At 58.6% G+C, this 22612-nt stretch carries 27 protein-coding genes, 1 tRNA gene and 1 pseudogene; 16 read left to right on the forward strand and 13 right to left on the reverse strand.

Going from position 1 to position 22612, the window contains the following annotated elements:
* Nucleotides 1-92: 92 nt before the first annotated feature.
* Nucleotides 93-539: a hypothetical protein gene (locus IVB27_RS25555; RefSeq protein ID WP_247445919.1), complete on the reverse strand. Its 447-nt coding sequence runs from the start codon at nt 537-539 to the stop codon at nt 93-95.
* Between the two features lie 306 nt (nt 540-845).
* Between IVB27_RS25555 and IVB27_RS25560 the strand changes: the two genes are divergently transcribed.
* From IVB27_RS25560 to IVB27_RS25575, 4 genes are all read left to right on the forward strand, one after another.
* Nucleotides 846-1100 carry a hypothetical protein gene (locus IVB27_RS25560; protein ID WP_247445920.1) on the forward strand — a complete coding sequence of 85 codons (255 nt, stop codon included), beginning with the start codon at nt 846-848 and terminating at the stop codon, nt 1098-1100.
* Nucleotides 1101-1382: 282 nt separating this feature from the next.
* The gene (locus tag IVB27_RS25565; RefSeq protein WP_247445921.1) at nt 1383-1658 is read left to right on the forward strand and encodes a hypothetical protein; all 276 of its coding nucleotides are present in this window, start codon (nt 1383-1385) and stop codon (nt 1656-1658) included.
* A 288-nt stretch (nt 1659-1946) separates the two neighbouring features.
* Entirely contained in the window at nt 1947-2912 is a 966-nt protein-coding gene (locus tag IVB27_RS25570; RefSeq protein WP_247445922.1) for an AraC family transcriptional regulator, read from the forward strand.
* 175 nt (nt 2913-3087) lie between these two features.
* The gene (locus IVB27_RS25575) at nt 3088-3240 is read left to right on the forward strand and encodes a hypothetical protein (RefSeq protein WP_247348393.1); all 153 of its coding nucleotides are present in this window, start codon (nt 3088-3090) and stop codon (nt 3238-3240) included.
* 726 nt (nt 3241-3966) lie between these two features.
* Here IVB27_RS25575 and IVB27_RS25580 read toward each other — a convergent pair.
* Entirely contained in the window at nt 3967-4119 is a 153-nt protein-coding gene (locus IVB27_RS25580; protein WP_247445923.1) for a hypothetical protein, read from the reverse strand.
* Between the two features lie 810 nt (nt 4120-4929).
* Between IVB27_RS25580 and IVB27_RS25585 the strand changes: the two genes are divergently transcribed.
* The 5 genes from IVB27_RS25585 to IVB27_RS43700 all read left to right on the forward strand — a co-directional run bounded on the left by IVB27_RS25585 (nt 4930) and on the right by IVB27_RS43700 (nt 9181).
* Nucleotides 4930-6357 (forward strand): tyrosine-type recombinase/integrase, encoded by a 1428-nt coding sequence (locus IVB27_RS25585; protein WP_247445924.1) that lies wholly within the window; start codon nt 4930-4932, stop codon nt 6355-6357.
* Nucleotides 6357-6779: a hypothetical protein gene (locus IVB27_RS25590; protein ID WP_247445925.1), complete on the forward strand. Its 423-nt coding sequence runs from the start codon at nt 6357-6359 to the stop codon at nt 6777-6779. The genes IVB27_RS25585 and IVB27_RS25590 overlap by 1 nt, the downstream gene beginning before the upstream one ends.
* A gap of 278 nt (nt 6780-7057) precedes the next feature.
* Nucleotides 7058-7354 carry a hypothetical protein gene (locus tag IVB27_RS25595; RefSeq protein WP_247445926.1) on the forward strand — a complete coding sequence of 99 codons (297 nt, stop codon included), beginning with the start codon at nt 7058-7060 and terminating at the stop codon, nt 7352-7354.
* A gap of 299 nt (nt 7355-7653) precedes the next feature.
* The gene (locus tag IVB27_RS25600) at nt 7654-8382 is read left to right on the forward strand and encodes a hypothetical protein (protein WP_247445927.1); all 729 of its coding nucleotides are present in this window, start codon (nt 7654-7656) and stop codon (nt 8380-8382) included.
* Between the two features lie 52 nt (nt 8383-8434).
* Nucleotides 8435-9181, forward strand: a complete 747-nt coding sequence (locus tag IVB27_RS43700) for a helix-turn-helix domain-containing protein (protein ID WP_524536506.1) — start codon at nt 8435-8437, stop codon at nt 9179-9181.
* Between the two features lie 7 nt (nt 9182-9188).
* Here the strand turns inward: IVB27_RS43700 and IVB27_RS25605 are convergent, their stop codons facing one another.
* Complete coding sequence (locus IVB27_RS25605) at nt 9189-9554, reverse strand: hypothetical protein (RefSeq protein ID WP_247445928.1); 366 nt, start codon at nt 9552-9554, stop codon at nt 9189-9191.
* 420 nt (nt 9555-9974) lie between these two features.
* Here IVB27_RS25605 and IVB27_RS25610 point away from each other — a divergent pair, with 420 nt between their 5' ends.
* The 3 genes from IVB27_RS25610 (at nt 9975) to IVB27_RS25620 (ending at nt 12781) form a co-directional block, all read left to right on the forward strand.
* The gene (locus IVB27_RS25610; RefSeq protein WP_247445929.1) at nt 9975-10280 is read left to right on the forward strand and encodes a hypothetical protein; all 306 of its coding nucleotides are present in this window, start codon (nt 9975-9977) and stop codon (nt 10278-10280) included.
* 341 nt (nt 10281-10621) lie between these two features.
* Complete coding sequence (locus IVB27_RS25615) at nt 10622-12058, forward strand: terminase large subunit domain-containing protein (protein WP_247445930.1); 1437 nt, start codon at nt 10622-10624, stop codon at nt 12056-12058.
* A gap of 12 nt (nt 12059-12070) precedes the next feature.
* Nucleotides 12071-12781: a hypothetical protein gene (locus IVB27_RS25620; RefSeq protein WP_247445931.1), complete on the forward strand. Its 711-nt coding sequence runs from the start codon at nt 12071-12073 to the stop codon at nt 12779-12781.
* A gap of 97 nt (nt 12782-12878) precedes the next feature.
* Here the strand turns inward: IVB27_RS25620 and IVB27_RS25625 are convergent, their stop codons facing one another.
* The 5 genes from IVB27_RS25625 to IVB27_RS25645 all read right to left on the reverse strand — a co-directional run bounded on the left by IVB27_RS25625 (nt 12879) and on the right by IVB27_RS25645 (nt 17117).
* A complete protein-coding gene (locus tag IVB27_RS25625) occupies nt 12879-13394 on the reverse strand; it encodes a hypothetical protein (RefSeq protein ID WP_247445932.1) in 516 nt (171 codons plus the stop codon).
* 512 nt (nt 13395-13906) lie between these two features.
* Complete coding sequence (locus IVB27_RS25630; RefSeq protein WP_247445933.1) at nt 13907-15049, reverse strand: caspase family protein; 1143 nt, start codon at nt 15047-15049, stop codon at nt 13907-13909.
* Between the two features lie 162 nt (nt 15050-15211).
* Nucleotides 15212-15616, reverse strand: a complete 405-nt coding sequence (locus IVB27_RS25635; RefSeq protein ID WP_247445934.1) for a hypothetical protein — start codon at nt 15614-15616, stop codon at nt 15212-15214.
* On the reverse strand, nt 15576-16328 hold the full coding sequence (locus tag IVB27_RS25640) for an AlbA family DNA-binding domain-containing protein (protein ID WP_247445935.1): 753 nt from the start codon (nt 16326-16328) through the stop codon (nt 15576-15578). Before IVB27_RS25640 ends, IVB27_RS25635 begins: the two co-directional genes overlap by 41 nt.
* 270 nt (nt 16329-16598) lie before the next feature.
* Nucleotides 16599-17117 carry a helix-turn-helix domain-containing protein gene (locus IVB27_RS25645; protein ID WP_247445936.1) on the reverse strand — a complete coding sequence of 173 codons (519 nt, stop codon included), beginning with the start codon at nt 17115-17117 and terminating at the stop codon, nt 16599-16601.
* A gap of 349 nt (nt 17118-17466) precedes the next feature.
* Here IVB27_RS25645 and IVB27_RS25650 point away from each other — a divergent pair, with 349 nt between their 5' ends.
* Complete coding sequence (locus IVB27_RS25650) at nt 17467-17970, forward strand: Panacea domain-containing protein (protein WP_247445937.1); 504 nt, start codon at nt 17467-17469, stop codon at nt 17968-17970.
* Nucleotides 17971-18054: 84 nt separating this feature from the next.
* Complete coding sequence (locus IVB27_RS25655; protein WP_247445938.1) at nt 18055-18747, forward strand: hypothetical protein; 693 nt, start codon at nt 18055-18057, stop codon at nt 18745-18747.
* Between the two features lie 200 nt (nt 18748-18947).
* On the opposite strand, the gene IVB27_RS25660 is transcribed toward IVB27_RS25655, so the two are convergent.
* The 4 genes from IVB27_RS25660 to IVB27_RS25675 form a co-directional block, all read right to left on the reverse strand.
* Nucleotides 18948-19196, reverse strand: a complete 249-nt coding sequence (locus tag IVB27_RS25660) for a hypothetical protein (RefSeq protein WP_247445939.1) — start codon at nt 19194-19196, stop codon at nt 18948-18950.
* Between the two features lie 397 nt (nt 19197-19593).
* Nucleotides 19594-19670, reverse strand: a tRNA-Arg gene (locus IVB27_RS25665).
* Nucleotides 19671-19822: 152 nt separating this feature from the next.
* The gene (locus tag IVB27_RS25670) at nt 19823-20311 is read right to left on the reverse strand and encodes a hypothetical protein (RefSeq protein WP_247445940.1); all 489 of its coding nucleotides are present in this window, start codon (nt 20309-20311) and stop codon (nt 19823-19825) included.
* A gap of 159 nt (nt 20312-20470) precedes the next feature.
* A complete protein-coding gene (locus tag IVB27_RS25675; RefSeq protein ID WP_247348397.1) occupies nt 20471-21043 on the reverse strand; it encodes a hypothetical protein in 573 nt (190 codons plus the stop codon).
* 180 nt (nt 21044-21223) lie between these two features.
* Here IVB27_RS25675 and IVB27_RS25680 point away from each other — a divergent pair, with 180 nt between their 5' ends.
* On the forward strand, nt 21224-21607 hold the full coding sequence (locus IVB27_RS25680) for a VOC family protein (RefSeq protein WP_247348395.1): 384 nt from the start codon (nt 21224-21226) through the stop codon (nt 21605-21607).
* Nucleotides 21608-21614: 7 nt separating this feature from the next.
* On the opposite strand, the pseudogene IVB27_RS25685 reads toward IVB27_RS25680, so the two are convergent.
* Nucleotides 21615-21907, reverse strand: a pseudogene (locus tag IVB27_RS25685) (hypothetical protein); the annotation flags it as partial.
* A 257-nt stretch (nt 21908-22164) separates the two neighbouring features.
* On the opposite strand from IVB27_RS25685, the gene IVB27_RS25690 reads away from it, so the two are divergent.
* Nucleotides 22165-22515: a GrlR family regulatory protein gene (locus tag IVB27_RS25690; protein WP_247348396.1), complete on the forward strand. Its 351-nt coding sequence runs from the start codon at nt 22165-22167 to the stop codon at nt 22513-22515.
* Nucleotides 22516-22612 lie beyond the last annotated feature (97 nt).

The following is a 22612-nucleotide window of genomic DNA, read 5'->3' on the forward strand; positions in this document are numbered from 1 at the left end:
TTGCCCCACCGGCGGCCCATGCGGCAATGCGAATTTAGGCCAATTTCGTACGGACGATGCTGCGCTGCGACGGACAGTAACGGCTCAGCCGCTCACCATTCTTCGGGACAGGGATCGATGATCTTCCAGAGCTCGACACCATTCTTGATCTTTTTCATGTCGGTGGTGAGCCCGCCATTGCGGCGAATCCAGTCCTTCACCGTGTCGGGATAATAGGCCATCAGATCGGACGTCCCCTCCGCGCTGGTGACCTTGATCCCAAAGGTGAAGGCCTTGTCGTAATAGGCCTGGTGGAAGCCGAGGCTGGCGCGGGGCGTCACGCAGATCTTGTTCATCGGCACGATGCCGAGCACCAGGGTACAGGCCGAGTTGCAGATGCCGTCGATGATGACGCGCTCGCCCTTCTCGCGGACGCGCTTGTACTTGGCCTTGTACTCCTCGACATAGCCGCCGTGGTCGCGGGTGATGTGCAGCTCGGCGCGCGCCGGCGTGGCGGCGACGACCGAGAGCAACAGCAGGCTCAGAAGCGTGATGCGCATGGCGAGGTGACGGCGAAAACCTTCAGGAATGGGACCGGCCTCGTGGGACCCCCAAGATGATGATCCCTCGGGCCGGCGACAGGATTCTTACCCGAATTCTCTTTGGTCATACTTGTGTGGGAAATTCGTTAAGCATCTCGAAAAGGCCAAAAATGGGCAGGCTTCGACCCCAGGTCCGGCAATTGTGTCACACTCACCCGGGAATCTTTGGGATCGACCTTGATTTCCGGGTGCCAGACGGGTGTTCCGGCGGCCCGAAATGGCTATAAACGGCTGACCTATTCGTGCGGGTTCCGGAGATTCGAGATGAGCAAGTTGAAGCTTGTAGCCGCGGTTGCTGTCCTGTCGGCCGCAATCCTTGCCCCTGGCCTCGCAGAGGCGCGGGGACATCACCGCTACCACGCGAACCCGCTGCCCTACTCGATCAGCTACCTGCACAATTACGGGCCCGGCATCACCCCCGGTACCTTCGCCTTTTACGACGGCCCGTCGACCAACCATTGCTACCGCAGCGCGGCCGGCTATGTCGGCCAGGATCGCCGCCGGCATCCCTGCTTCTGAGGGGCCCCGGCAGGTGCTCTGCGGGTGCCGCTATTTGGCGGCGCTCGACAGCAGCAATTGCTTCTCGATTTCGTAGACCGGCAGCTTGGCGAGGTCGCGGCGGCGCCGAGCAAGCCCAACATTTAGGGGGCTGGAACCTCGGATAGTCTTGGCGGAGCTAAAGGTCAGGCCTGCGGCGGGCTGGCTGAAGACTTATTCATCAGCGTTACATTTTGGTTCCGCCACAATTTGATCAGAACAAACTTCGATATCCTGTACTGCGTAAGCGGAGGAAGACACATCATGAATCTTAGAATTGGCCTCGTCGCCGCGTCCTTGTTGGGTGCCTTGGCAGCATCACCGGCGGCGTCTGCCATGCCCATCGCGCCTGCTCCGGCGACGCCGCAGGTCTCGGACGTCGAGCAGGTCCGCATGGTCTGCGACGCCTGGGGACGCTGTTTCTGGCGCCCGAACTACTATGGGTACTACGGCGCGCCGGCCCCCTATTACGGTCGCCGATATGCGCCACGCTATTATGGTGGGCCGCGCTATTACGGACCACGCTATCGCCGCTGGTAAGTTTAAAGGGGCCCTCCGGGCCCCTTCGCTTTTGCGAGATCATGGATGTCGCGGTCGCGGTTGGTCCGGACCTTGTCCCGCCTGCACGCGGCTCCATTTCATCGACCTCGCCTCCGGCCAGCCGATGAGCCGAGACCGTTGATGACGACATCGATCTGCCGGGCTTCATGCCATGATGTCCGCAATACTACGGCCCGGAATCCGGTTTACTGAAGCGCGATGTTTCGCCATTGATGGCGACGTACTGACGTTCATTTGATTGTCACATTGCAGCATCCGGCCAGACACATGTTGTTCGACGGCCTCGCCCCATCCTCAGCGCTTCAACTGATCGGCTTTGCCGACGTCGATGCATTTTGGCCGATCGAGTCGATGGAGGATGCGAGAAGCATTCCGCTCGACGTCCCGAACTTCGCCGCCGCCCGTGCCGTCGTCTCCCTGCCGGCGTGCCGCATCGTCCTGATGCGTTCGTTCGCGCGCATCCTCGACACAGCCTATCGGATGCCCGGCGGGATGGTGATCCTGTCCATGACGGAGGACCTTCGGGTCAATTCCAATGGAATGGATCTCGACGCGCGCTTCTTCGTTGCGCTCCGCGGCAACGATGAATGCCATTTCGTCGAGCCCCAGACCAATCATCATGCGATGATCATCCTCTCACCCGGCTTGAGAGACCGGGGCTGGTTCGATCAGGCCGACGATTTGCGGGCCTATGTCGCGAACCGGCCCGCTTTGCTCCACATACGGCAACTCCTGCTCGACATTCTGCGAACCGCGTCGGTGCAGCCGTTGCTGTTCGAAACCACCGAGGTGGCCGGCCATCTCCAGGAAGGCCTGCTGCTCGCGCTCGACGATCTGTTTCGAATCGATCCGCTCCCCGACCGGAGTGCCTCGGTCCAGGGCGAGCGATCGATCAAACTCGTGCAGCGGATCGACGATTACGTCGCGGCACATCCGACTGCTCCGATCTACACAGCCGATCTTGCCGGTGAATTTGGCGTCTCGATCCGGACGCTTGGCGGCGCCGTCAGCAAGGTACGCGGCATGAGCCTGCACCACTACATCCGCCTGAAAAGGTTGTGGGCCACCCGCGCCCGGCTCCTCAAAGGCGGCGGCGCCACCGTCGCCTCATGCGCGCGCGCCCAGGGCTTCCATCACCTCGGCGAGTTTGCCGCAGCTTACCGCGCGACATTTCGCGAGTCGCCCTCGGACACGCTGGCACGGGGTCGGCACACAGGCTCGCCGGCAGACTGACCAGACACGGCTCCGGCCTTGCACATGCGGCGCCAGCCGCACGGGGAACCAGTTCCTTCGAGCCGCATTATCCCAGTCAACGCAGTGCGCCGCCAGCCCCGAGGCGTATCGATGCACCCCGCGCGCCCATGTGCGGGGTTTTTCTCGCGGTCAACCAAGTGGTTCAGGGAAAAGAATGTCCATCAGCCGCAATCTATTGTTTCTAATCATCGGTGCTCTGGTCGTCACGGCGGCCGTGCTCGGCTACAATCTTTACCAGACGAAGAAGCAGCCCGACGGCCTGCAAATCAATGTCGGTCCCAACGGGCTGAAGATCCAGGGCAAGTAGCGGCGGCTCCCGGCCGCGGCCAGATCCGAAAAACTCGGGCCTGAGAATTCGCGCGCTCGGAGAGATTCGAACTCCCGGCCCTCGGAATCGAACTCCGCCCAGCCGACCAGCAAAATCAACGCACGTTCTGAACTTTCCCGATCCGTTCACGCATTGATGGCATTGGAGAATTTCGCACGTTCAGAACGTTGCACCGGAGAAATCGATGGCTGAGATAAGATTGGACGCCGTGCGGATCGAGCGGATCATATCGCAATTGCTGCGAGACGACGCCAAGTTGTCCCCCGCAGAGCTAACGAATTAGCTTCCAATATCTGCACTCGCCTCAATGCGTCGATGGCTACACACCGACGCAGCCCCCGCCTCAGCGGCTATCGGATAATACCGTCGCACCCGCCCTTTTGGAGCGACTTCGATGAAGCCGCTAAGAAGCTGGCCCAAACTGACCACATGGTTGCACGTACGCTTTGGGGGGCCACCGTCTTCGTCTATGTGAACACCGCCATGCAAGTTGGCGAGGTCGAGCACATCAAAATCTTCTCGACCGAGGACGCCGCCAAGGCTTGGCTCGATGAGAACGATCCGAGGGCGTGGCGTTCGAGTACGTGGTCATAGGCCCGCCAGCCTGAACTTGCACTCGCAAAACAGGCCGCCAACCATGCCAGAATAGGAACGACGCAACAGCCGCAGATTGATCGTAGCCGGCATGCCGCCGAAGATGCGGCCTTACTCCGGAGGCCGCAAACCGGACGAGGAAACCCAATCACTGAGGCGCGCGCCCGTTTCCGCGAACCGCGCCTTCCTGAGAAGGCGCTCGCGCTCCGCGCCAGCGGGCAATTGATTGGCTTGGTCTTTCAGCTCGGTGGCCAGTTCGGCCATTCGTTCTTCCAGGGAGCGGGTTTACTTCACTCTGCGGCGGTGCTCAGTCATGTCGCACTCCGTGAGCCGTATTGACGACTCCAAAACGGAAGAACGTAAGTTCAGTTCCCGCTCTGGAACAAAAAAGCCACCGGGTTACGCTTGGACCAATGGGGAAAGGCCGCAGGGTGGTTCCAGCCCCCACTGCGGCCATCCCGGACAACTGAAAATTGATGAGTACTTAAATCTCGCCGGTGTTCACACAGTAGAACACCCCGTTCCAAAAATGGAGTCGGTACAACTACCGGAGTCCGCCTTTCTACCAATTGTCGTTAAGAGGCGAACATGGCACGGCTCGCTTTCCAGCCCCAATGCTCCCGGCTGCCGATTCAATTGCGGATCAGAGCGCCGGGAGTGCTAGGACCGCCAAGTGAAGCGGGTCACCATATTTTCGGGTTGTCGCTTCAGGCCCAAGGCGATCCGCATCCGTCTTCGTATCGAGCCACGTCACGCCCACCGGGCTATTCAGGCTGTAATCGCCGTGAACCCGCGGCCTGTACCGCTGATCTTTCAAAAATTCACTGACGCGCGTTCTCGCGTCGCTCAGTCGCTTAAGTGGCGCGCTCGGAGAGATTCGAACTCCCGGCCCTCGGAATCGAAATGCGGCGCTCCACCCCCTATTAGCCTAACGTAGCCTAACGGTCATATCGGCATTAAGCCCAAGTAATACCTACGTTTTTCCGCAAGTTAAGGTAAGGTTCCCCTCTAAGCCTAACGCCCCATAACGGCTCAAGCCGTTACCCGGCTGTTACCCTGAGGAGCCCCTACCCCATGCCCGTCCTGACCGTACCGGGAATGATGAAGTACCGGCCGGCAGCAAAGCGTCGCGAGATCCGCGATAGCCTCGCTCCTGGCCTGCACCTTGTGATCCAACCCAAGCGCACCGATGACAAGCGGGAGCCAGCGCGCTGCTCGTGGGCGATGCGCTTCCGTCGAGCGGGTGGGCGAACCGCGAAGCTCACATTGGGTCCCGTCGATTTCTCAGAAGGCGAGAATGCCGAGGAACCAGTTCTCGGTGCTCCACTCACCCTGCGAGCTGCTCGTCAGCTAGCCAACAAGGTGGATCGAGACCGCGCTCGCGGCGTCGATGTCGTCGAAGAATACAAGGCGGACAAGGAGCGCAAGCGAGCCTCAACCTCAGAGGCCGCCGAAAACACGTTCCCAAAGCTGGCAACGGAGTTCATTCGAGATCACCGAGTTCGGCGGTGGGGAACGTGGCCTCGTCGGTGGCGAGAAACCGCCGCCCTACTCGGCTTGCGCTGGGATCGAAGCAACACAGACCCGACCAAAGGTGAGCCGGAGATCATTCCGGGCGGTCAAGCGGACAAGTGGCACGATAAGCCGGTCAGCACAATCGACGACCACGCCGTCCATACCCGAATTGACGAAGCTCGCAAGAAAGGCATCCCAGGACTGAAGAAGCGCAACAAGGGAGCGAGCGATTCGAGAGCCCGCAAGATGCACGGCGCGCTCTCGGCTTTCTTCAAATGGGCCAAGCATCAACGGAAGATAGCCACCAATCCCTGTTTGGACGTGTGGCGTCCTGAACCGCGGCCAGCTCGCAAGCGGGCGCTCACCGACGCTGAGATCAACGTGTTCTGGACTGCGACCGAGCAGATTGCCGAACCGTTCCGGTCGGCGCTGCGGGTCTTGCTTCTGACGGGTCAACGGCTCAGGGAGGTCGCGGGTATGGTGGACCACGAACTCGGTAGCTTGCTTCCAGGGACGCCCGTAGACCTCTGGACCCTTGGGCCCGACCGGACCAAAAATCATAGGGAGCATCACGTTCCGCTCACGCAATTTGTCAGGGATATCATCAATGACCTGCCGAGAGTGGAAGCTCCGGGAGGCCAGAACTTCTCCTATGTCTTCAGCACCACCGGCTCCACGCCGATCAGTGGCTGGTCGAAAATGAAGAAGAGGCTCAACAAGGCGATGAGCAAGGACGTACCTCATTGGACTCTTCACGATCTTCGGCGTAGCTGCGCGACCGGTATGCAGCGTCTCGGTGTGAGACCGGAAGTGATCGAGCGCGCCCTGAACCACGTCAGCGGCACGTTTGGTGGCATCGTCGGCACCTATCAGACCGATCCGCTGGCCGCAGAAGTCAAGATCGCACTGGAGCGCTGGTCTCTGCATGTGGCCGGGCTGGTCGAAGGCGGCAACAACGTTGTGCCATTGCGAGCGGAGGCTAAGTGATGGGTACGCTGTTCGAAGACGACCCGGTAGATAGGAAAGAGGTGGCACGCCGCGAGCGTCAGCACCGCGCCAACGTTCTTGCAGAATGCAGAGCTTTGGTCAAAGACGGCAAAGACATTCCTCCTGAGCTAGGCGAGCCGCTGCTCGCGATGGCAGAGCGTGCCGACTTCCCCAACAAGCCGCTCGACACGGAGTCGAAATTTAACAGGGATCTGATTGTCTGGTTTTGGAGCGACTGGCGCCAAGAGCAGATCGCGGCGGGCAAGAAGCGAACCGAAGTGACGCCCAAGGCAGTCGCCGGGGCATTGCAGGCTTTGGAGCTTCTTGCCAAATCGCTAGGCCCGGACGTCTTGCTCGACGAAGACACCGTCAAGGACAGGATCACCAGAAATCTGAAACGACCAAATCCGTGGCTGGAATGAAAGAGGCCCGGTGGTAATGCCGCGCCTTTTTGCTTCTTTCGCTGTGGTTCGTGCAGTTGCAGTTGCACCATTTCCGTTCGCGTTGCGCTTCCCCCTTTGAGCACTAGCGGACTTTCCGTACTCGACTTTTTTCGTTCGACAATTTCATCCGGTAGCGATCTCCGCTCTGTCCGCCGCGCGGTAGCACGTCCGGCTCCGCCTACCGCACTAATCCTCTTTGCCCCCGCCAGCATCGCGCTTACCGTTAGGCAGCGAAGCAGCTATCGGAGGCCGTTAAAGTGAACGAGACCGAGTCCATCAAGTTCGTGCCGGACGCACAGTGCCGTCGCGATCTCGATCCGAACGACGAGAGAAGCGATATGTGGTGGGTGCGCTTGCAGCGGCGCTACCCCGACATCTTTCCGCCGAAGATCAAGATCGGCAGGATCAATCATCGGCAAGCTCACCTCTGGGAGCAGTTCAAGCAGCACCTGATCATGATGGCGGCGTCGGCAGCTCCGGACGCTAGGGACGCTCGCAATCTTGAACAAGGACGAAAGACGGGACGCGAAGCAAAGAAGGCGCGCGGCAAATGATGCCGCGCTACCGCAAGAAATCCATCCCCCGTTACAAGCGCCAGTCGCGCAGCAAGATCAAACTGGCCGACCCCGCCGTGCGACACACGTTTCAGAAGTTGGTGGAGATAAGAGCGGCACGAGAGGAACGGATAAACATGCCGGACTTTGCGCGCCCCGATTTCTGGGAACAGTGCGAGCGAGCTTGTTGGGAGCGATTGATGGCGCTCCTGATCCGAAGGCCGATACCGTGCGATTAGCAAAACGGCCTGCACGCACTCAAGCACCGCGACGCAATCCCATAGAGAAAGTCGGATATTATGGCTTCTAACCCGCCGGCCAATGCGACCAAAGAAAAATCCTCGCGGTCACTAACGGTCTCCGCAAAGGCCATGCCACCCCCAGTGCTCACAGAGACAGCGCAAGTCGCCGTCGACCTCAAACGACTGGCGCAAGCGCTGCGTATCGACTCCGAGACTTCTCTAGAGACGCTACGAGCGATGTTGCCGAATATCGAACAGCTCCGCGCCAGTTGGCGTGCACTCGATCAACCGGCAAGCTACGATCAAATCGCGAAGGAAGCGCTCTTCCTCACGACCTCAATGGCTTTTCCTGGCAATATCAAAGGCGACGTACTGCATGACTCCATCTGCGAAGGGTTAGCGGAGATGCGCCCCACGGCGTTCGTGCTTGCCCGAGCTTGCCGCGCCCATTTCAAGAATTCGGAGTTCCTATCGTTTCACAAACTAGCGAAAGAGATTCGTCGGCTCACTGCTATTGCGGAACGCAATCGATTCGCGATCAATCATGATGCGGTCCAGCATATTGAGCGGCTCGAAATCAAGCTTCGTGAAGAGGCCGAACTCGATGCGGAAGAAGAGGCCCGCCATCTCGCCCGCGAGCGCAGAAGAGTTAAGCGCATCTTCCAAGATCACGATGGCGCTCCACCTGAGGAGTGGGAAACGTTCTTCGGAATACCTGCCGAGCGTGCGGCGGTGTATCAGGCCGCGTTCTCTGGAAAGAAGAGGCGGAGCAACCGCCGTGGTTAGCTTCACAGAGCGCAAGTTGATCTGGCTGGAGGCGGTGGCCTCCGATCCAAATATGCAGCGATTGGCGGTGGTCGTCGCGGTGAAGCTGGCCACACGATACCTCAACTCCAACACGGGCGAGGCTTGGCCCGGCATCGACCGGCTAGCACGCGAGTTGACCGCCAACCCACGAAATGTCCGCCGAGCGATCGCATCGCTCGTCGAAAGCGGCTGGCTCGACAAGCGTCGGGGTGGTCACGGTCGAGGAGACTCCAATCACTATCGGATCAAAATGGAGGGCGCACACGCCCCCCTTACGGAGCGAATAAGGGGCGCGCATACGACCGATAAGGGGGGCGCACGTCGTCAAGAAAGGGGGGCGCACACGCCCCCTGAACCCGGTAATGAACCCGAGAGGAACCCGGGAGGATCCCACCCCGCCTCCCGATCATCATTTTCTCGACCAGGAAGAAGTCAGACCAGTCACGCCAGATCAAATGAGGGCGCACCCTTCCCTCAGAAGTGGGGGTTCGGCTCGGCCGAGGCAAAGATTGCTTTGGCGTCACCGGCACGCTGGTTGCATCTCCGCGCTCAAGCGGAGTTCGAGAAGTTCACGACGTATCACGTCAAGAAGGGAGATCGATGGTCAGATTGGCCCGCTGCGTGGGAGAGTTGGTGCCGAAAGGGAATAAACTTCAGCTCAAATCATGCAAGACGAGACAAGGTGGTCGAATTGGTCGCAGGAGTTAGTGGACCTAACGGCTGGTACTCCCGACAGAAGACCGCCCATCAATGTCGCGAGCGCCCCGAAGAGGAATGATCAACTCTCAATCCAGTTTCTGAACAAATTCGGCGGTCCAGATGCCATCCGGCGACACAGTAATCAGATACTGGTTGTGATCATCACATACGACCACCAATACCCCCCCTTCCTTGGAGCTTCGCGTCTTGCCGCTCAGGAGAGAGTCGCAGCGATGCTTAAATCTAATTGTGTACTTGATCTTCTCCTCGAGAACCTGGGGACGGCTGATTAGGCTCTCGTAAGTTCTCGGCGCGCTGAGATCAAACGAAGACGGTGCCGCCTTGGGGTGAAAGTAGTCGTCAATCCCGCTGTAGATTATGTAGCCGATTATAACCAGGCCGGCGGCAAAATAGATTGCCCGTCTTTCACCCTTTTTGTTGATAGTCGTCATTGATATTCACAATGCATTTTAGAATTCGTCCCGCACAAACGCAGTCACCACTGATTGATTTCTGATCTCGTCATCCAAGGGCGCTAAGCATATCATTGCCGTTACGCGGTCGCCAAGAAACACTCCCTACCCCGACCGCCGGTTAGCTAAACCGTAGGCCCGTTCGAGCGGCCGCAGGTAAAAACCTTTATGCTGCTCGGGGTTGCGCCGTCTTTGTAAAACAACCGTTTCCCGCTACCCTGGAAAGGGTAACAGCAGGGTATTCAGGTGGCCCGATCTAAGACGAGAAGGAAGCTTCCGCCCCCACCAGTCGTCAGCTCGACGCCTGCTCCCGTTCACCGCACCCGAAGGTCCGGTGTTACCAACGGTTCTCGGCTGCACATCGAATTTCGCGACAAGCACTCACCTTGGGCGCGGCGGTTGCGCGATCTGCTCGCGCTCATGGTCTCTGATCTCGGCGGGTCGGATAACTGCTCGGAAGCAGAGAAGTCATTAGTACGTCGTGCCTCGATGCTCACTTTGCAACTCGAACTCATTGAACAGAAGTGGGCTCAGAACGGTGGCGAGGCCTCCGACAAGTCGCTCATCACCTACCAGCGTGTAGCCAACAGCCTGCGTCGTATTCTCGAAAGCATCGGCTTGAAGCGGCGTTCGCGTGACATCACGCCTGATCTACAAACCTACCTACGCCAGCGACAGGAGGAACATCGTGCGGAGGACGACTAGCAGTCCACGCTTCTCACTCGCACCGAACCAACGCACGCTCATCCTAACTACTGCACACCAGCTCCGCCCGGACCAGCGTCACTCGTTCGTATTGCGAGTAGAACGCGCGCTCGCGATCAGTATCACGAGCAGGTGCGCATCCGATGCCTTGGTGTCCCGAGCAATCGACAAAGCTTTGCACGAGGTGACTGATGGTCCCTCAGTATAGACCCAAAACCACGCCCCCAAAGCTCCGTCGACTCCGACCAGCCGAACCTACGATCTCAATCATCGATGCGATGGATGATCCGTGCCTATTCAGGCATCACTTTCGTCGCCCCAAGTCTTGGTCTGCTTGGCGCGTGTTCTTGGCAACATTATTTGGTCTGCCGCTCGATGCCGACCAACTCACCCTTTTCAGAAATTGCACAGCTCGCGCCGAACCGGCCCCAAATGGATACCGGGAAGCAGACCTAGTGATCGGCCGCCGAGGCGGCAAATCATTCGTCCTCGCACTGATCGCCGTCTACCTCGCAACCGTCAGAAAATGGATGCATTACCTTGCTCCCGGCGAAAGAGCCACTATCATGGTCATTGCCGCTGACCGAAAGCAGGCACGAACCATTCTGCGATACGCTAAGGGGCTCCTATCAGAAACACCGATGCTCAAGCCCCTGATGGAGGCGGAGCGGACTGAAGCGATCGATCTCACTAACCGCGTGACAATCGAAGTCCACACCGCATCATTCCGCTCGACTCGCGGGTACACCATCATAGCGGCGCTCTGTGACGAAGCTGCCTTCTGGCGTTCCGACGAGTCGGCCAACCCGGACGTGGAAATCCTAAATGCTTTGCGTCCCGGCTTGGCCAGCATTGCGGACGGACTGCTGCTGATTGCATCTTCTCCCTATGCTCGCAAAGGCGCGCTGTGGAACGCCTACCGGAAACACTTCGGGAAGAATGATAGCCCGGTCTTGGTGTGGCAGGCCAGCACGCGCACCATGAATCCAACGATACCGCAGTCCGTCATCGATGCCGCGTATGACGAAGATCCGACATCTGCCGCAGCGGAGTATGGGACCGAGTTTAGGTCCGATATCGAGTCTTACATCAATCTGGAAGTCGTGCAGGCCTGCATTACTCTTGGCGTCTTCGAGCGTTCACCGCAGTCGAGATCGCGCTACAGCGCATTCACTGACCCAAGCGGCGGTAGCAACGACTCCTTCACTTTGGCAGTAGCGCACCGGGACGGTAACGGCTTCATCCTTGATGCAGTGCGTGAGGTTAGGCCGCCGTTTTCACCCGAAAGCGTGGTGGAGGAATTCGCACGGGTGCTTAGAAGCTATGGCATCAGTCGCGTGACCGGCGACCGGTATGCGGGCGAGTGGCCCCGAGAGCAATTCCGCAAACATGGGATCGCCTATGAACTTTCCGCCAAGCCCAAAAGCGACTTGTATCGTGATCTTCTGCCTCTGCTCAATTCTCGTCGCGCCGAACTACTCGACAACAGTAGGGTCGTAACCCAACTCGTCGGCCTCGAACGTAGAACGGCGCGCGGTGGTCGTGACAGCATCGATCACGGCCCCGGCGCGCACGACGACCTGGCTAACTGCGTCGCAGGGGTACTCACCACCATCGCTGGGCGACAGCGGAAGGTCCGCACAGGTACTTGCGGTTACGGCGGCCCAGTGATCGAGACCGACCCAAACACCGGACGTCCCATCAACCACCAACCGACGCGCATCAAGTGGATCAACGTTCAAGAGGCCGATGCTCCCGCTGCCCGGGGGCCACACTAAAGGAGGACGACAATGACGAGACGCCTAACTGATACCGAAATCGCGGCCCGTATCGTGCCGACCGTTATGCGCTGGCCGGCAGATATTTCAAAGACGATCGCATGGGATCGCCTGCGCGAGTGCGTAGATGCATTGCGCGGATTGGTCTTTACTGTGAACGGGCATTGCCTTGAAGCCGAGCATGATGGGGACCTGTCACCGGACGGCATCTTCAGACGCCGTACGCAGTTAGGCCAGCAGGCCCTGGCGGAATTGGCGGATTTTACGCCGTTTCAAACAGCCGAAAAAGCGGTGGCCAGCAACCTTGTATATCTTGAAGAGCGCATGGTGGAATTGCCAAAACCAACCACGAACAGCATCGAGTTCATGCTAGAGCAGGAAATCCGCGTCCATATCCGAAGGCAAAAGTCTCGTCTTGATGTCGTAGTCGGATCACTCGCCGACCGAAGATTTTTGAGCGCTGTGATCAATGCACCCGCTTACCTATCCGGACTCACTGAGGTCGAATGGAACGTGGTGCGCGAGCGTGCTCGAGCCGCCCTACATCCGCAGCAGTCGGAAATGCAGCAGTGGTTGAACAAGGCGCTCGCTGAAGTGCGGGACGGCTTGACCGCCGCAAAGCGAATGCTGCTAGAGCGCTGCGAGCTGCGAGAAGACGGCGAGGGTCAGTTCCGGCCGATCCGGCAGCCGGCGTCCACGTCGAGCAGGCCGACGGCGGCGTAAAGCTCGCCCATTGCGGTTCTGAGGCTGCGTGACCGCACCCACATCATCGGACCTGCGTCAGTTGATTCCGTCGGCTGAGCACAGCGCACTGGCGGCATCACTGCCTAGACGCGGTTTCGAGGCTCGCCCAATTCTCAAAGTAAGGGTTGAGCCATCCCAGCTTGTACCGGGGCAACGGATCGTAATCCGGCATGAAGCGCCGAAAGGTGCTGTCATTGCGCTGCTGTCCCTTCTTTCCAGGCGTGTGCAGCCAGTCCTTATGAATTTCCTGGAGGGATTTGGCGACATTTCTGCTCGGCACGACCCATGTTCTCGGCTGGTCGGCGAGCGATTTTCCAAAATCGACAAAACAATAGAATAAATTCGGCGACACGAGTTCTTCGTGCTTCTGCCCCATATGCCACCCGCCGTCTGAACCGATGTCGCGCCGCACTTTTACTTGGACGGCGCAGAGCCGATCGCCCAGCTTATCGGTCACGACAATGTCCGCATTCGGCACTCCGGTCGGAGCAAGCGCCGCTATCATATTCCGGCGCAGAAGCTGTGACATTACGAAATGCTCGCCGGCAGCGCCCAGGATCGTACTGTTCGGACCATTCGCTTCTTTAGCCATTCAATTCCCCCGTTATCTTCATGGGCTAGATTGGCTCCTACACCGGCTTGTATTTGCGTTTTCCATCCCAACTCTCTATGTGCCGGCTTGTCCTCTACATGTATGGGTCAACTTCACCGATTCTGGCATAGACATCGTGTCCGCAAGTTGGACACTCCTTTTTCGCATAACTGCGGTCGTAGGTGAAGATTAGCCCTTCTTCCTTATAGTGCACGCGCGGGAAATCGTTTTCGCAGAATACCTCGAGACAGCTCGGCCTTTGACATTGGTATATCTCCAGGTTCTCTCGATCATCAGCGTTGCGTGTTCTTGCACTTCGGGCACCTGTTATACATTTCCGTCTCTTGGGGAGTCGTAGGCCATGTTCGGGGTACCGCACGATTGGTAGACGACCAGATTGACTTTCGTGAGTTGAAAGCCTCAGGCGACAGCGAATGACCTTAAAAGCAATGGCGGCAGGTCCACAATGGGTCTTGCCGCTCGGATTTAGATTTGCGGCGACATGGCATGATCTAGTTTCCACATTGCCGCTTGTGCTGCGCGATCATTGCCGCAGGATGTTCCCCTGCCGATCGCGCAACAGCTAGACTTTGCTGGTAACTAGCCTCGTAATCTGGCCTGCATTTTGGAGATGATCTTGCAGTTCGCACGGTCGGCTTTGGCTTGGAAGGTTCGGCGTCTGCGATCGGCTTTTTGCCTTTCGGCAAAAGCGAGGCGTTGTCTATCTTTGCTATCTGTCTGCGAGCTAGGTCCGAGTAGAAGCCGCTAGAATGCTTCTCCAAAAATAACTCCCAGCTTTCCCTTGTGCCGACCTTCGCAGCCGCTTCATAATCGCGGGCAGCGATCGTGTCGACGTTGGTGCCAGGTAATTCTATCCGCTCATCCGTTGAGAGAGATGCAAGTGTCACTGCCGACCCCCCTAACGATCCGTACACGAACGGCTCCTGCTTGTTAGACGTAGCCTTCATTACGTCATCGCGCACTCGCCCAAAAGCTAGTCGAACGTCGAGCCCTGGAGTGACCAGATGTTTCAACAACGCAGAAGTGAAGGGGCTATGCGTCTCGTCGCCGTCTGCGGCCGTCAGACCTGCCTTCGCCGCGAAGGCGATCAAAGTGTCCGACGTCGTAGGCTCGACAGGGGCTAGTCCCCGACCGATTGTCCGGCGTGCCATTGTGCGCGTCATAGACTTTGCGAAAGGATTGTCGCGGCAAGCGTCAAGGATAATAAGACGAAGACGTTTGGCCGGCTCCATGACCTGCAGGAGCCGATCGAGCGAAACGGTCTCGTCTTCGACATCGATGTCCCGGCGTAAGGTGGCATCGATAGGCACGAGATAGTTTATCCCACTAACTTCCATCCCGTGTCCTGCATAGTAGATTACCGCAATTTCAGCATCGCGCGTCCTGTCGGAGAAGTCCCGGATAGCGCGCCGCATGTCATTGACGCCGAGATTTTCGCGGGTTTCAACGACATCAAAGCCTGCGCTTTTCAGCAGGAGATTGATGGCCGCAGCGTCGTTTGCTGGGTTCGAGAGATTAGGCACATACTGATATTTAGAATTGCCGATCACCAGCGCAACGCGCGCCTCAGCCACTGCCTGTGTGCCGATGCAACAAAGCAGCATGCCCGTCAATACTGAAACAAATGTGCGCATCCACACACCCGTGGACTCATTCAAACGAGCGTAGCTTCCGTATCGGGCCCCCACAAGCGCCGCAATTTGCACCACCGTCTGTGATGTCTCGCACAGTCGGGCAGCACTACTGTCCGGTTTGGGGTCAAAAGCTGACGTAACAGCGGCCGGAGCTTTGGTGGGCTACGCCTCTGCGGCCTTGGAGCTTGTCTCGGGCGAGGGCTCAATATCAGCCGGCTGCACGAAAATGGCCTTGTCCATCTCCTTGAGAACTTTCAGGAGATAGTCGCGCCTGGAGGCCTTGGAGCCGAAAGCCTCCAGCGCCTCATCTGGGTGCTTCCTGACAAAATCCTCGACTGCAAGCAGGCCCTGTCGCGTGATATATTTGCGCCCCAATTTCTTTTCGTAGACACAGTGTTGATTGTCACCGTCGATCTTCATATGCCGCATGAGCAAGGTGAGCTGTTGGGCGCTGATGCGGCCTACGCCGTACACCTCCTTGACAACTGCCGACAGAAGCTTAGCGGCCTCCGTTGGTAAGGTTTTATCAGCCTCGTCGAGAGGCGTGCACGACGTGCTGAAGGTCAACGCGGCCGACGATGGTGTAGGCGGGCGCCCCTTTCTCTTCGACCAGCTCGGCCTTCTTGATGAAGTTGAGGCCCTTGGCCGTTTCAGGTGACATCAAGATGCTGGGCTTGGGGTCGGTGACGTCGATCACCCCCGCGTTGTCCAGCCCGATCCTCTGCACTACCTGTAGTGTTTCCATGAGCTTTCTGGCGTTCATGGCATCTCGCTCAACCAGCATTGTGTGCAGTTCAGGGAAGGCGATTAGCCGAGACTGGCCCGCGTAGCGGTAATAGATCGCGCCTTCCTGGAGGGTGGTGACGTCTTTCTTCTTGCCGTTTTTCTCGACGATCTTTGTGCGGGTCTTACGGCAGATGACTGGTTTATGCTGCGAGACATCAACGCCGACTGCATAGAGCTTGAGATTGCCGACCGTGTATTCCCGGATTTCGAAAGGGATCTCCGGGTCGAATTCATCCCTCAAGCGGTTCACCCAGTCGGCCTCATCGACCATTTCCTTGGCGCCGACCATTGTGCGGGGCTTGTTACTCACGCCGAAGACAATGACGCCGCCTGACGAGTTGGAGAAGGTGGCGAGCGTTTTGGTGTAGTCCGAAAAGTCGGCCGGGTTGAATCCTTGCTTGAACTCCAATCGCTTGCTTTCGCGGCTGATTACCGCGCCGGTTTCGGGATCGAACTGGACTAAGTCGGTGAAATCAGCAGGCAGGGGAAACATAATGCACCAATCACTTGGGCCAAACGAATCAGCGGGCACAGGCACGGTTCACTTCAGGTACATCCTGTAGATGAAGGAGCCAAGGATTCCGACCACTGCTAAAATACCGATTGTTCCACGGCGAGCTTTGGTGATGGCGACCAGCATTAGGAAGGCACCTAAGTATCTTCCGTAGGCTTGGCACAAAGCCGGTCCGTGAGCCATGAGCTGACTCAAATCCGACTCAGTTGGCGGCCCCTTGCTCCGCCTGGGGCTTCCGTCATGACCACCTCACAGCTCGTCCGCTGTCGTCCTCGTCGGGTTTGCAAACATCTCCTGCGCGGACATCCGGTCCTGCTCGTAGACCAGTCCCGCGATAACGTCGTCGGAGAGGATCTCGGGATGGCGGTTGTCGAGGGTTAGCTGCATCCGTGCCCACGCATAGGGCTTCAGCTTCTCTACCAACGGCTTCGGGTCATAGCCCTTTGGAGACTCTCCCGCCTTCCGCTCAGCCTTGGTGATGAACTCGTTCTTGATGAGCCACGACAGGGACCGCTGCACGGAGCGTTGGCTGATGCCCATCCGCTTGGCGATCGTGTGGCTGTGGGGAAACGCCATCCGCCCGTTTGCATGCCAGTGCGCCAAGACGTTGAGAAGCACGTTGAGATGCTCACTGGTCAACCTCAGGGCGTGTTGGTGAAACAGCAGCACATAAGGGACCGCGGCGAAACCAGGGTCGATGACGTAGTCCCACTTGTCGCGGAGACGTCCGCGATTCCTAGGCTCAGGAAAGAGATCGGTGTCGCTCATGTCAGCCCAGAAAGATGAAAAAACGAGCAGAGTCCCCGGTCTTTCTTTTATAAGTGACAGAATTGGCGTACTTTTCTCGCCAGCTCGCAGTTGTGCGGTTGCATCATACCGACAATGGACGTGCACGGAGCCTCCGCCGTTTATTGTCGGCAGCCGCCCTCCTGCGCCTTTGCCCTCGAAAAAAAGAACCTTGCTTTTAGTTCCTGTTTTGTTCTAGTTGCTGCTGCAGTCCTGAGAATTGATTTTCTTCTAGATGACTGGGCTCGAGCGGCGGACAGGTTAGTATCGCGACAAACTGGGGTCCGACACCCTATAGGGGCAGAAGCTCGACTCTGCTAACGGATCGCCAATGTACGAAGCCCGAAAGATCTGTAACTTCCTTCTGGCAAATTTCGACGCGGTCGCGTTCGATATCACGAACCTGCGTATCAATAAGCTATTGTTCTTCATCCAAGCTGGCGCGCTACGGCAGCTGCCGGAGGGACTGATACGCAATCATTTTGAAGCTTGGCAATTTGGGCCGGTGATCCGCCCTGTGTTCGACGCCTTCAAGACCTACAAGGAAAGCCCCATTAAAGCGCCAGCTCAATACCTTGACTATGCCTCAGGAAAACACATTCCGGTGCCCTACGAGGATATTCACCAGGAGCACCTGAAGATTATCGTCCGGGAGTTCAAGAACTACAGCCACTTCACCACGGGCCAGCTGGTTTCGCTCTCACATGAGCCGAACGGGCCGTGGGACGTCGTCTATAAGGCCCACTTGGCCGATCCCACATTAAGCCCGCGCATCCCCAACCGACTTATCCGCCGATATTTTGCAGGGGAGGACCAATCCACTGTTCGTCATTAGCAGGTCCGTCCGGGTATATTGTGGCAGCTAGCCGAATCAAACTACGTGTAACGGTTCGGCCCCATGTCAGATGGAGGGACCTAGATGGCAGGGCGCGGAAAGTATTTCGAGCTTTTAGATTTTCCAAAGTTTGCGTTTCCTTCTGTCGTGGGCATGGACGCCGCGCAGACGGCTAACAACCTTATGGATCGGTTGGTAGGTGGCGGCTTCATGTCTTACAGCATGATCTGGCCTCGCTTAGAGCCAGTCGTTGCTGGCTTGGCTACTGAATCATTCATTACGGGCGAGTTCAGCCCTTACGAGGAGGACTGGAAGAATAACAGTCTTCAAGACGTTGTTCGACTCCTGAAGCAATACTTCGACGGCAAAGGACGCTGGTACCGGCACCCACTAAAACCCACAAAGATTCTCGGATTTTGGTTCAAGCCGAGCATTAAAGGTGTCTGGTGGGTTGATGGTCAGGCATATGCAGTCTTGATCAACGCCCGTAAGCAGCAGCGCCTTTTTCCGGAGCATGTCCGCTTCCTTGCCCGCGGTGTTCACGAACTGCATTGTATTGATGACCCGAACGATCCGATTCCGCTAATCCTCGATGTCAGCGAACCCGAAAAAGGCAAGGGCCGTGTTCTCAGACCATATGAAATGCCGGTCGAGAAGGCCATCTCGCTCGATGAATTTGACGATGCTGTCCGGCAGTTTCTGAAAGCGCTTGAGTTGGCTGGCGTCGCGTTACCAACGGACGCAGTGGACGTGATCGATCTGTTCAAGCGGAAGTAGCTGCATGCGCCAGCTGACGCTAAATTGCGCCCTGCCAGCAACAAAGCCAGACCGAGCCAAGCTGTGGTCCAGGGATCAGTTCTAATCAGTGAGATAGTTGGCTATCTCCTCGAGCGAAGCATCATACGTTAGTCCCGTTATCCACCTGTTTGTTGGGCCACAGCTGGTAAGGCCGTGGCCCAGAACAACGTCTCGATGGATCAGCTCAGCAGCAGTGAACGTGCTCGTGCGATTTCGAGTGTTGCGGCGTTTTCGATAGCCATTCGCTCGTCGCCCTTGATGCGGAGCAACCCGCTCGCTCGACTGGTAATCCGGGCGACTTCGCCCAGCGATGGCTTCGCATTGTCTTGATATGCGAGCACGACGTCTGCGATCGCGACTAGGGCTTCGATGCGCTTGTTTTGCTCGGACTTCGATTGCTGCTCAGCAGCTTTCGGGGGTTTGCTCATTTCTCGTCTCTCTCGTTCGAGTGATCCCGCTTAAGTAGTAACGCGAGATATTATCTCGTTTAACGGGATGCGCTTCGAACCCAAAGAATGAGATCGCGAACGGGCCACCTAGGCCCAGGTGCTTGGCGGTATGATGGTATTGCTGGACCAGATGGCGTTGCGGACGCGACCTGTTGGGTTTAGAGCCGCCGCTGAAGCTCGGCGCGGCTAGTCGCCTCGGCTCCTGTACGGCCTCCTGCGGACCCGCCCCGCGGGAAGCAAAAGCGGCTAAGCCCTACGGGGCATAGGCGGGCGGGACGCACGTGACAAAACGTTACCCGGGACGTTACCCTGTGGCCGAACACCGGACGGCGGCGCTTGTTACCGCGCTACAACTATTTGAATTTACGTGACTTTCTGGCGCGCTCGGAGAGATTCGAACTCCCGACCCTCGGAATCGAAATCCGATGCTCTATCCAGCTGAGCTACGAGCGCCCTGGCCCAGGCAATGGGCCGCAACCGAGACGCCAAGGACCGCTGCTTGCGAGCCAGCAGGCCGGACGACGTTCGGATGAGTTCGAATTAGCAGAGAGGCCGGCCAATAAAAAGCCCTTCCGGTGCCGATTCGAGACGGGTCAGACGGGCTCTTACCAGGTGCTGTTGAAGAAACCGAAATGCGGCTGCTGCGCCATTACCATCATCGGCCGACCCTGCTGCGGCGCCGGATGCGCTCTGGCGACCTTGCGCCTGGGATGAGCTGGAGCCTGCAGCTTGGGATCGGTCTTCCCGGCTCCGCGGGTATCGGCCTTCCCGGCCGGCGTAAATTGGGCGAACGTCTCGCGGACCCGTGTCTTGGCCGACATCTCGGCCAAAGCCGGCGACACGCCCTCCACGGGCGGCTTGGGAGCCGCGACAGCGGCGATCTCCACCGCAGGCGCGGCGATCGTCGGCTGACTGGTATCGAGCACGACGCGCTCTGGCAGGTGGCGATCGGACCGGATCCGGATCAATGGCTGTTCGTTGCTCGCGGTTGCGACAGCCTGCGTCACAGGCGAAGCGGGCAGAACGTAGTTCGCCGCGAACAGCAGTGCGAGCAGAGCTCCACCGACAAACATGAAATACCGAAAGATGGGCATTGGCCGCGCTCCGCCCGTCGCATCCCACGAGGGCTCTCCGTCTTAACAGGCGATCATTCAATTGGTTCCTGGCCCAGCCGTTCGGTTCAAATGGCGACGCCAAGTTTCTGGTCCAAGGCCCAAGGACAGTAACTTTTCCGCTATCGGAAAATGCCGCCCTCACGCCCGACGCGCGGCCACAAGCGAACACTTCGCCTGATCGGCATTCACGTTGACGAATCCGACGGGAATGCGCGCAAAAGTCTTGCGGCTCTTCATGCTGACCGGGTCCGCCAGAACGCGGCTGCGGTCGGTGAGATGACTCCCGTCGCGCCGGGCAAAAGCGCAGACGATCTCGACATCCTTTACGGCATAGTCATTGTCGTTTCGCAACGTGAACGTCACCAGCGCCTTCGAGCCAAGGCCGCCGCGGCGCCAGGTCTGCGATGAAATCCTCATCCGACCGAGTTCTGCCATTGCCGGAATCTGAGCTTCGGAAGCCGGTGACACGGCTTCTGCCGCTTTGCCCGAAGGCGCCGTCTCGACCGCTGCCACGTCGGACGTCACCGGCTCGGCACTATTGCCTCTGGAGAGTGGGAGCAGCATCCAGACGCCGCAACCAACGATCATGGCCGCCAACGTCCACAGCAGGACCCGCCCAAATGAGACGCTCGCGATCGTCACGGCCCGTGCCAGTCGCTCGCCGGTTCCGGCGAAACGCCTCAACCCGATGCGGTCAAACCCAGCATTCATGATTGCATCACCGATAGCGGCGGAAGCACGTTCGACGACGGACCCGGCCACTGTTTACCTTAATCTGGAAGACCAACTAAGGTTCCCGCGCAGCTATCGAATCGGCAAGGGCGGTGGCGGTCACCGGCCGGGGCCGCTAACATGCGCCGCAACATCGAAGACACGTCGGGAGAACATGACATGCCAGTCGTCACTTGGGATCACGTCCATCTGCGCAGCCCCGATCCGGAGGCTACGGCGGCCTGGTTGCGGGACATCCTCGGTGGCGAGATCGTGCACGCACCGGGACGGATCGACGTGAATCTCGGTGGCGCAAAAATCTTCATTGCACCGCTCGAGGGCGACAATGCGGTCAACCCCCCGCCGCCGCACCCGCACCAGGGCCTCGACCATTTAGGTCTCACGGTGAAGGACATCGACGCCGTCGCGGCCGAGATCAAGGCCAAGGGCGTCACCTTCACGCGCGAGCCGACCACGATCCGCCCCGGCGTCCGCATCTGCTTCATCCGCGGCCCCGAAGGCATCTCCATCGAGCTGCTCGAGCGCGACAAGAAATATACCTGAACGGCGCGTCGGTGTCCGAGAGCGCCGAGCCGTCGGCATCGGAGCAGCAAGGCCCCTCGCCGCTGCGCAGTCCGTCGAACCAGGCCTTCAATTCGGCACTGGTGTTGACGAACTGGTCGCGGTCTCGCGCGTGCGCGGAGGGGGCTGCGAGCGCAATCAGGGCCAAGGCGCAAGCGGAGGCTCGCCACGTTTCGCCAGCGTGCCGCGCCGCCAATCCGCCGTTGTCGTGTTTCGCAAATCGTGGGACGCGCACTGTGCAGACGCGGCTCATTCGCCGCCGGAATCGATCCCGTTGCTCACGTTTGTCTTGCTCCAGCACCCCGCGGCCAGTGCAACGATAGTTATGCATTTCGCGGGCCAACCTGATTAGCAACGACAGGCCTCGCTTCATGATCAGACCGTCATGACAGTCTCATAGACAATCCGGGACAACTACGGCTCACGGGCAGGCCCGCACGGCCGGCGGCCAAACTCCCGCGTTGCGTGAGCGGATGCGCTTTGGCATAAATGCCCTACCGGTTACGCCATTGGGCGATGGCGGCCGGCCTCGGGACGTTATGAAGAACGGCCTCTATTCGATTCACGTGAACCTGCTCGATGGTCGCGCCGGCAAGGGCAGCGGCGTGATTCTTTTCCGCGACGGCAAGATTCTTGGCGGCGATGCCTACCTCTATTACACCGGCAGCTACACGGTGAAGGACAACACCTTCAAGGGCGAGGTGCTGGTCCAGCGACATACCTCGCCGCGGGGTGACGACAATCCGCTGTTCGGTGGCCCTGCCGCGGTCGGCATCGGCGTCAGCGGCACCTTCACGGAGACGCGCGGGGACATGACCGGCACCGCGCTGGTCGGCAAGGCCAGCCAGATTTTCGGCGCGACGCTGCACAAGCTCGCAGAGGCCGACTAGGGCATTATCGGTTCTGATTGAATCAGAACCGAAGCTCCATATTTTGTTTTGAAGCGTTTTCTTCGCGAACCGATATCCACTTCGCCCGAAAACGCTC

This window comes from Bradyrhizobium sp. 197, assembly GCF_023073375.1.
In the GTDB taxonomy this organism is placed as follows: Bacteria; Pseudomonadota; Alphaproteobacteria; order Rhizobiales; family Xanthobacteraceae; genus Bradyrhizobium.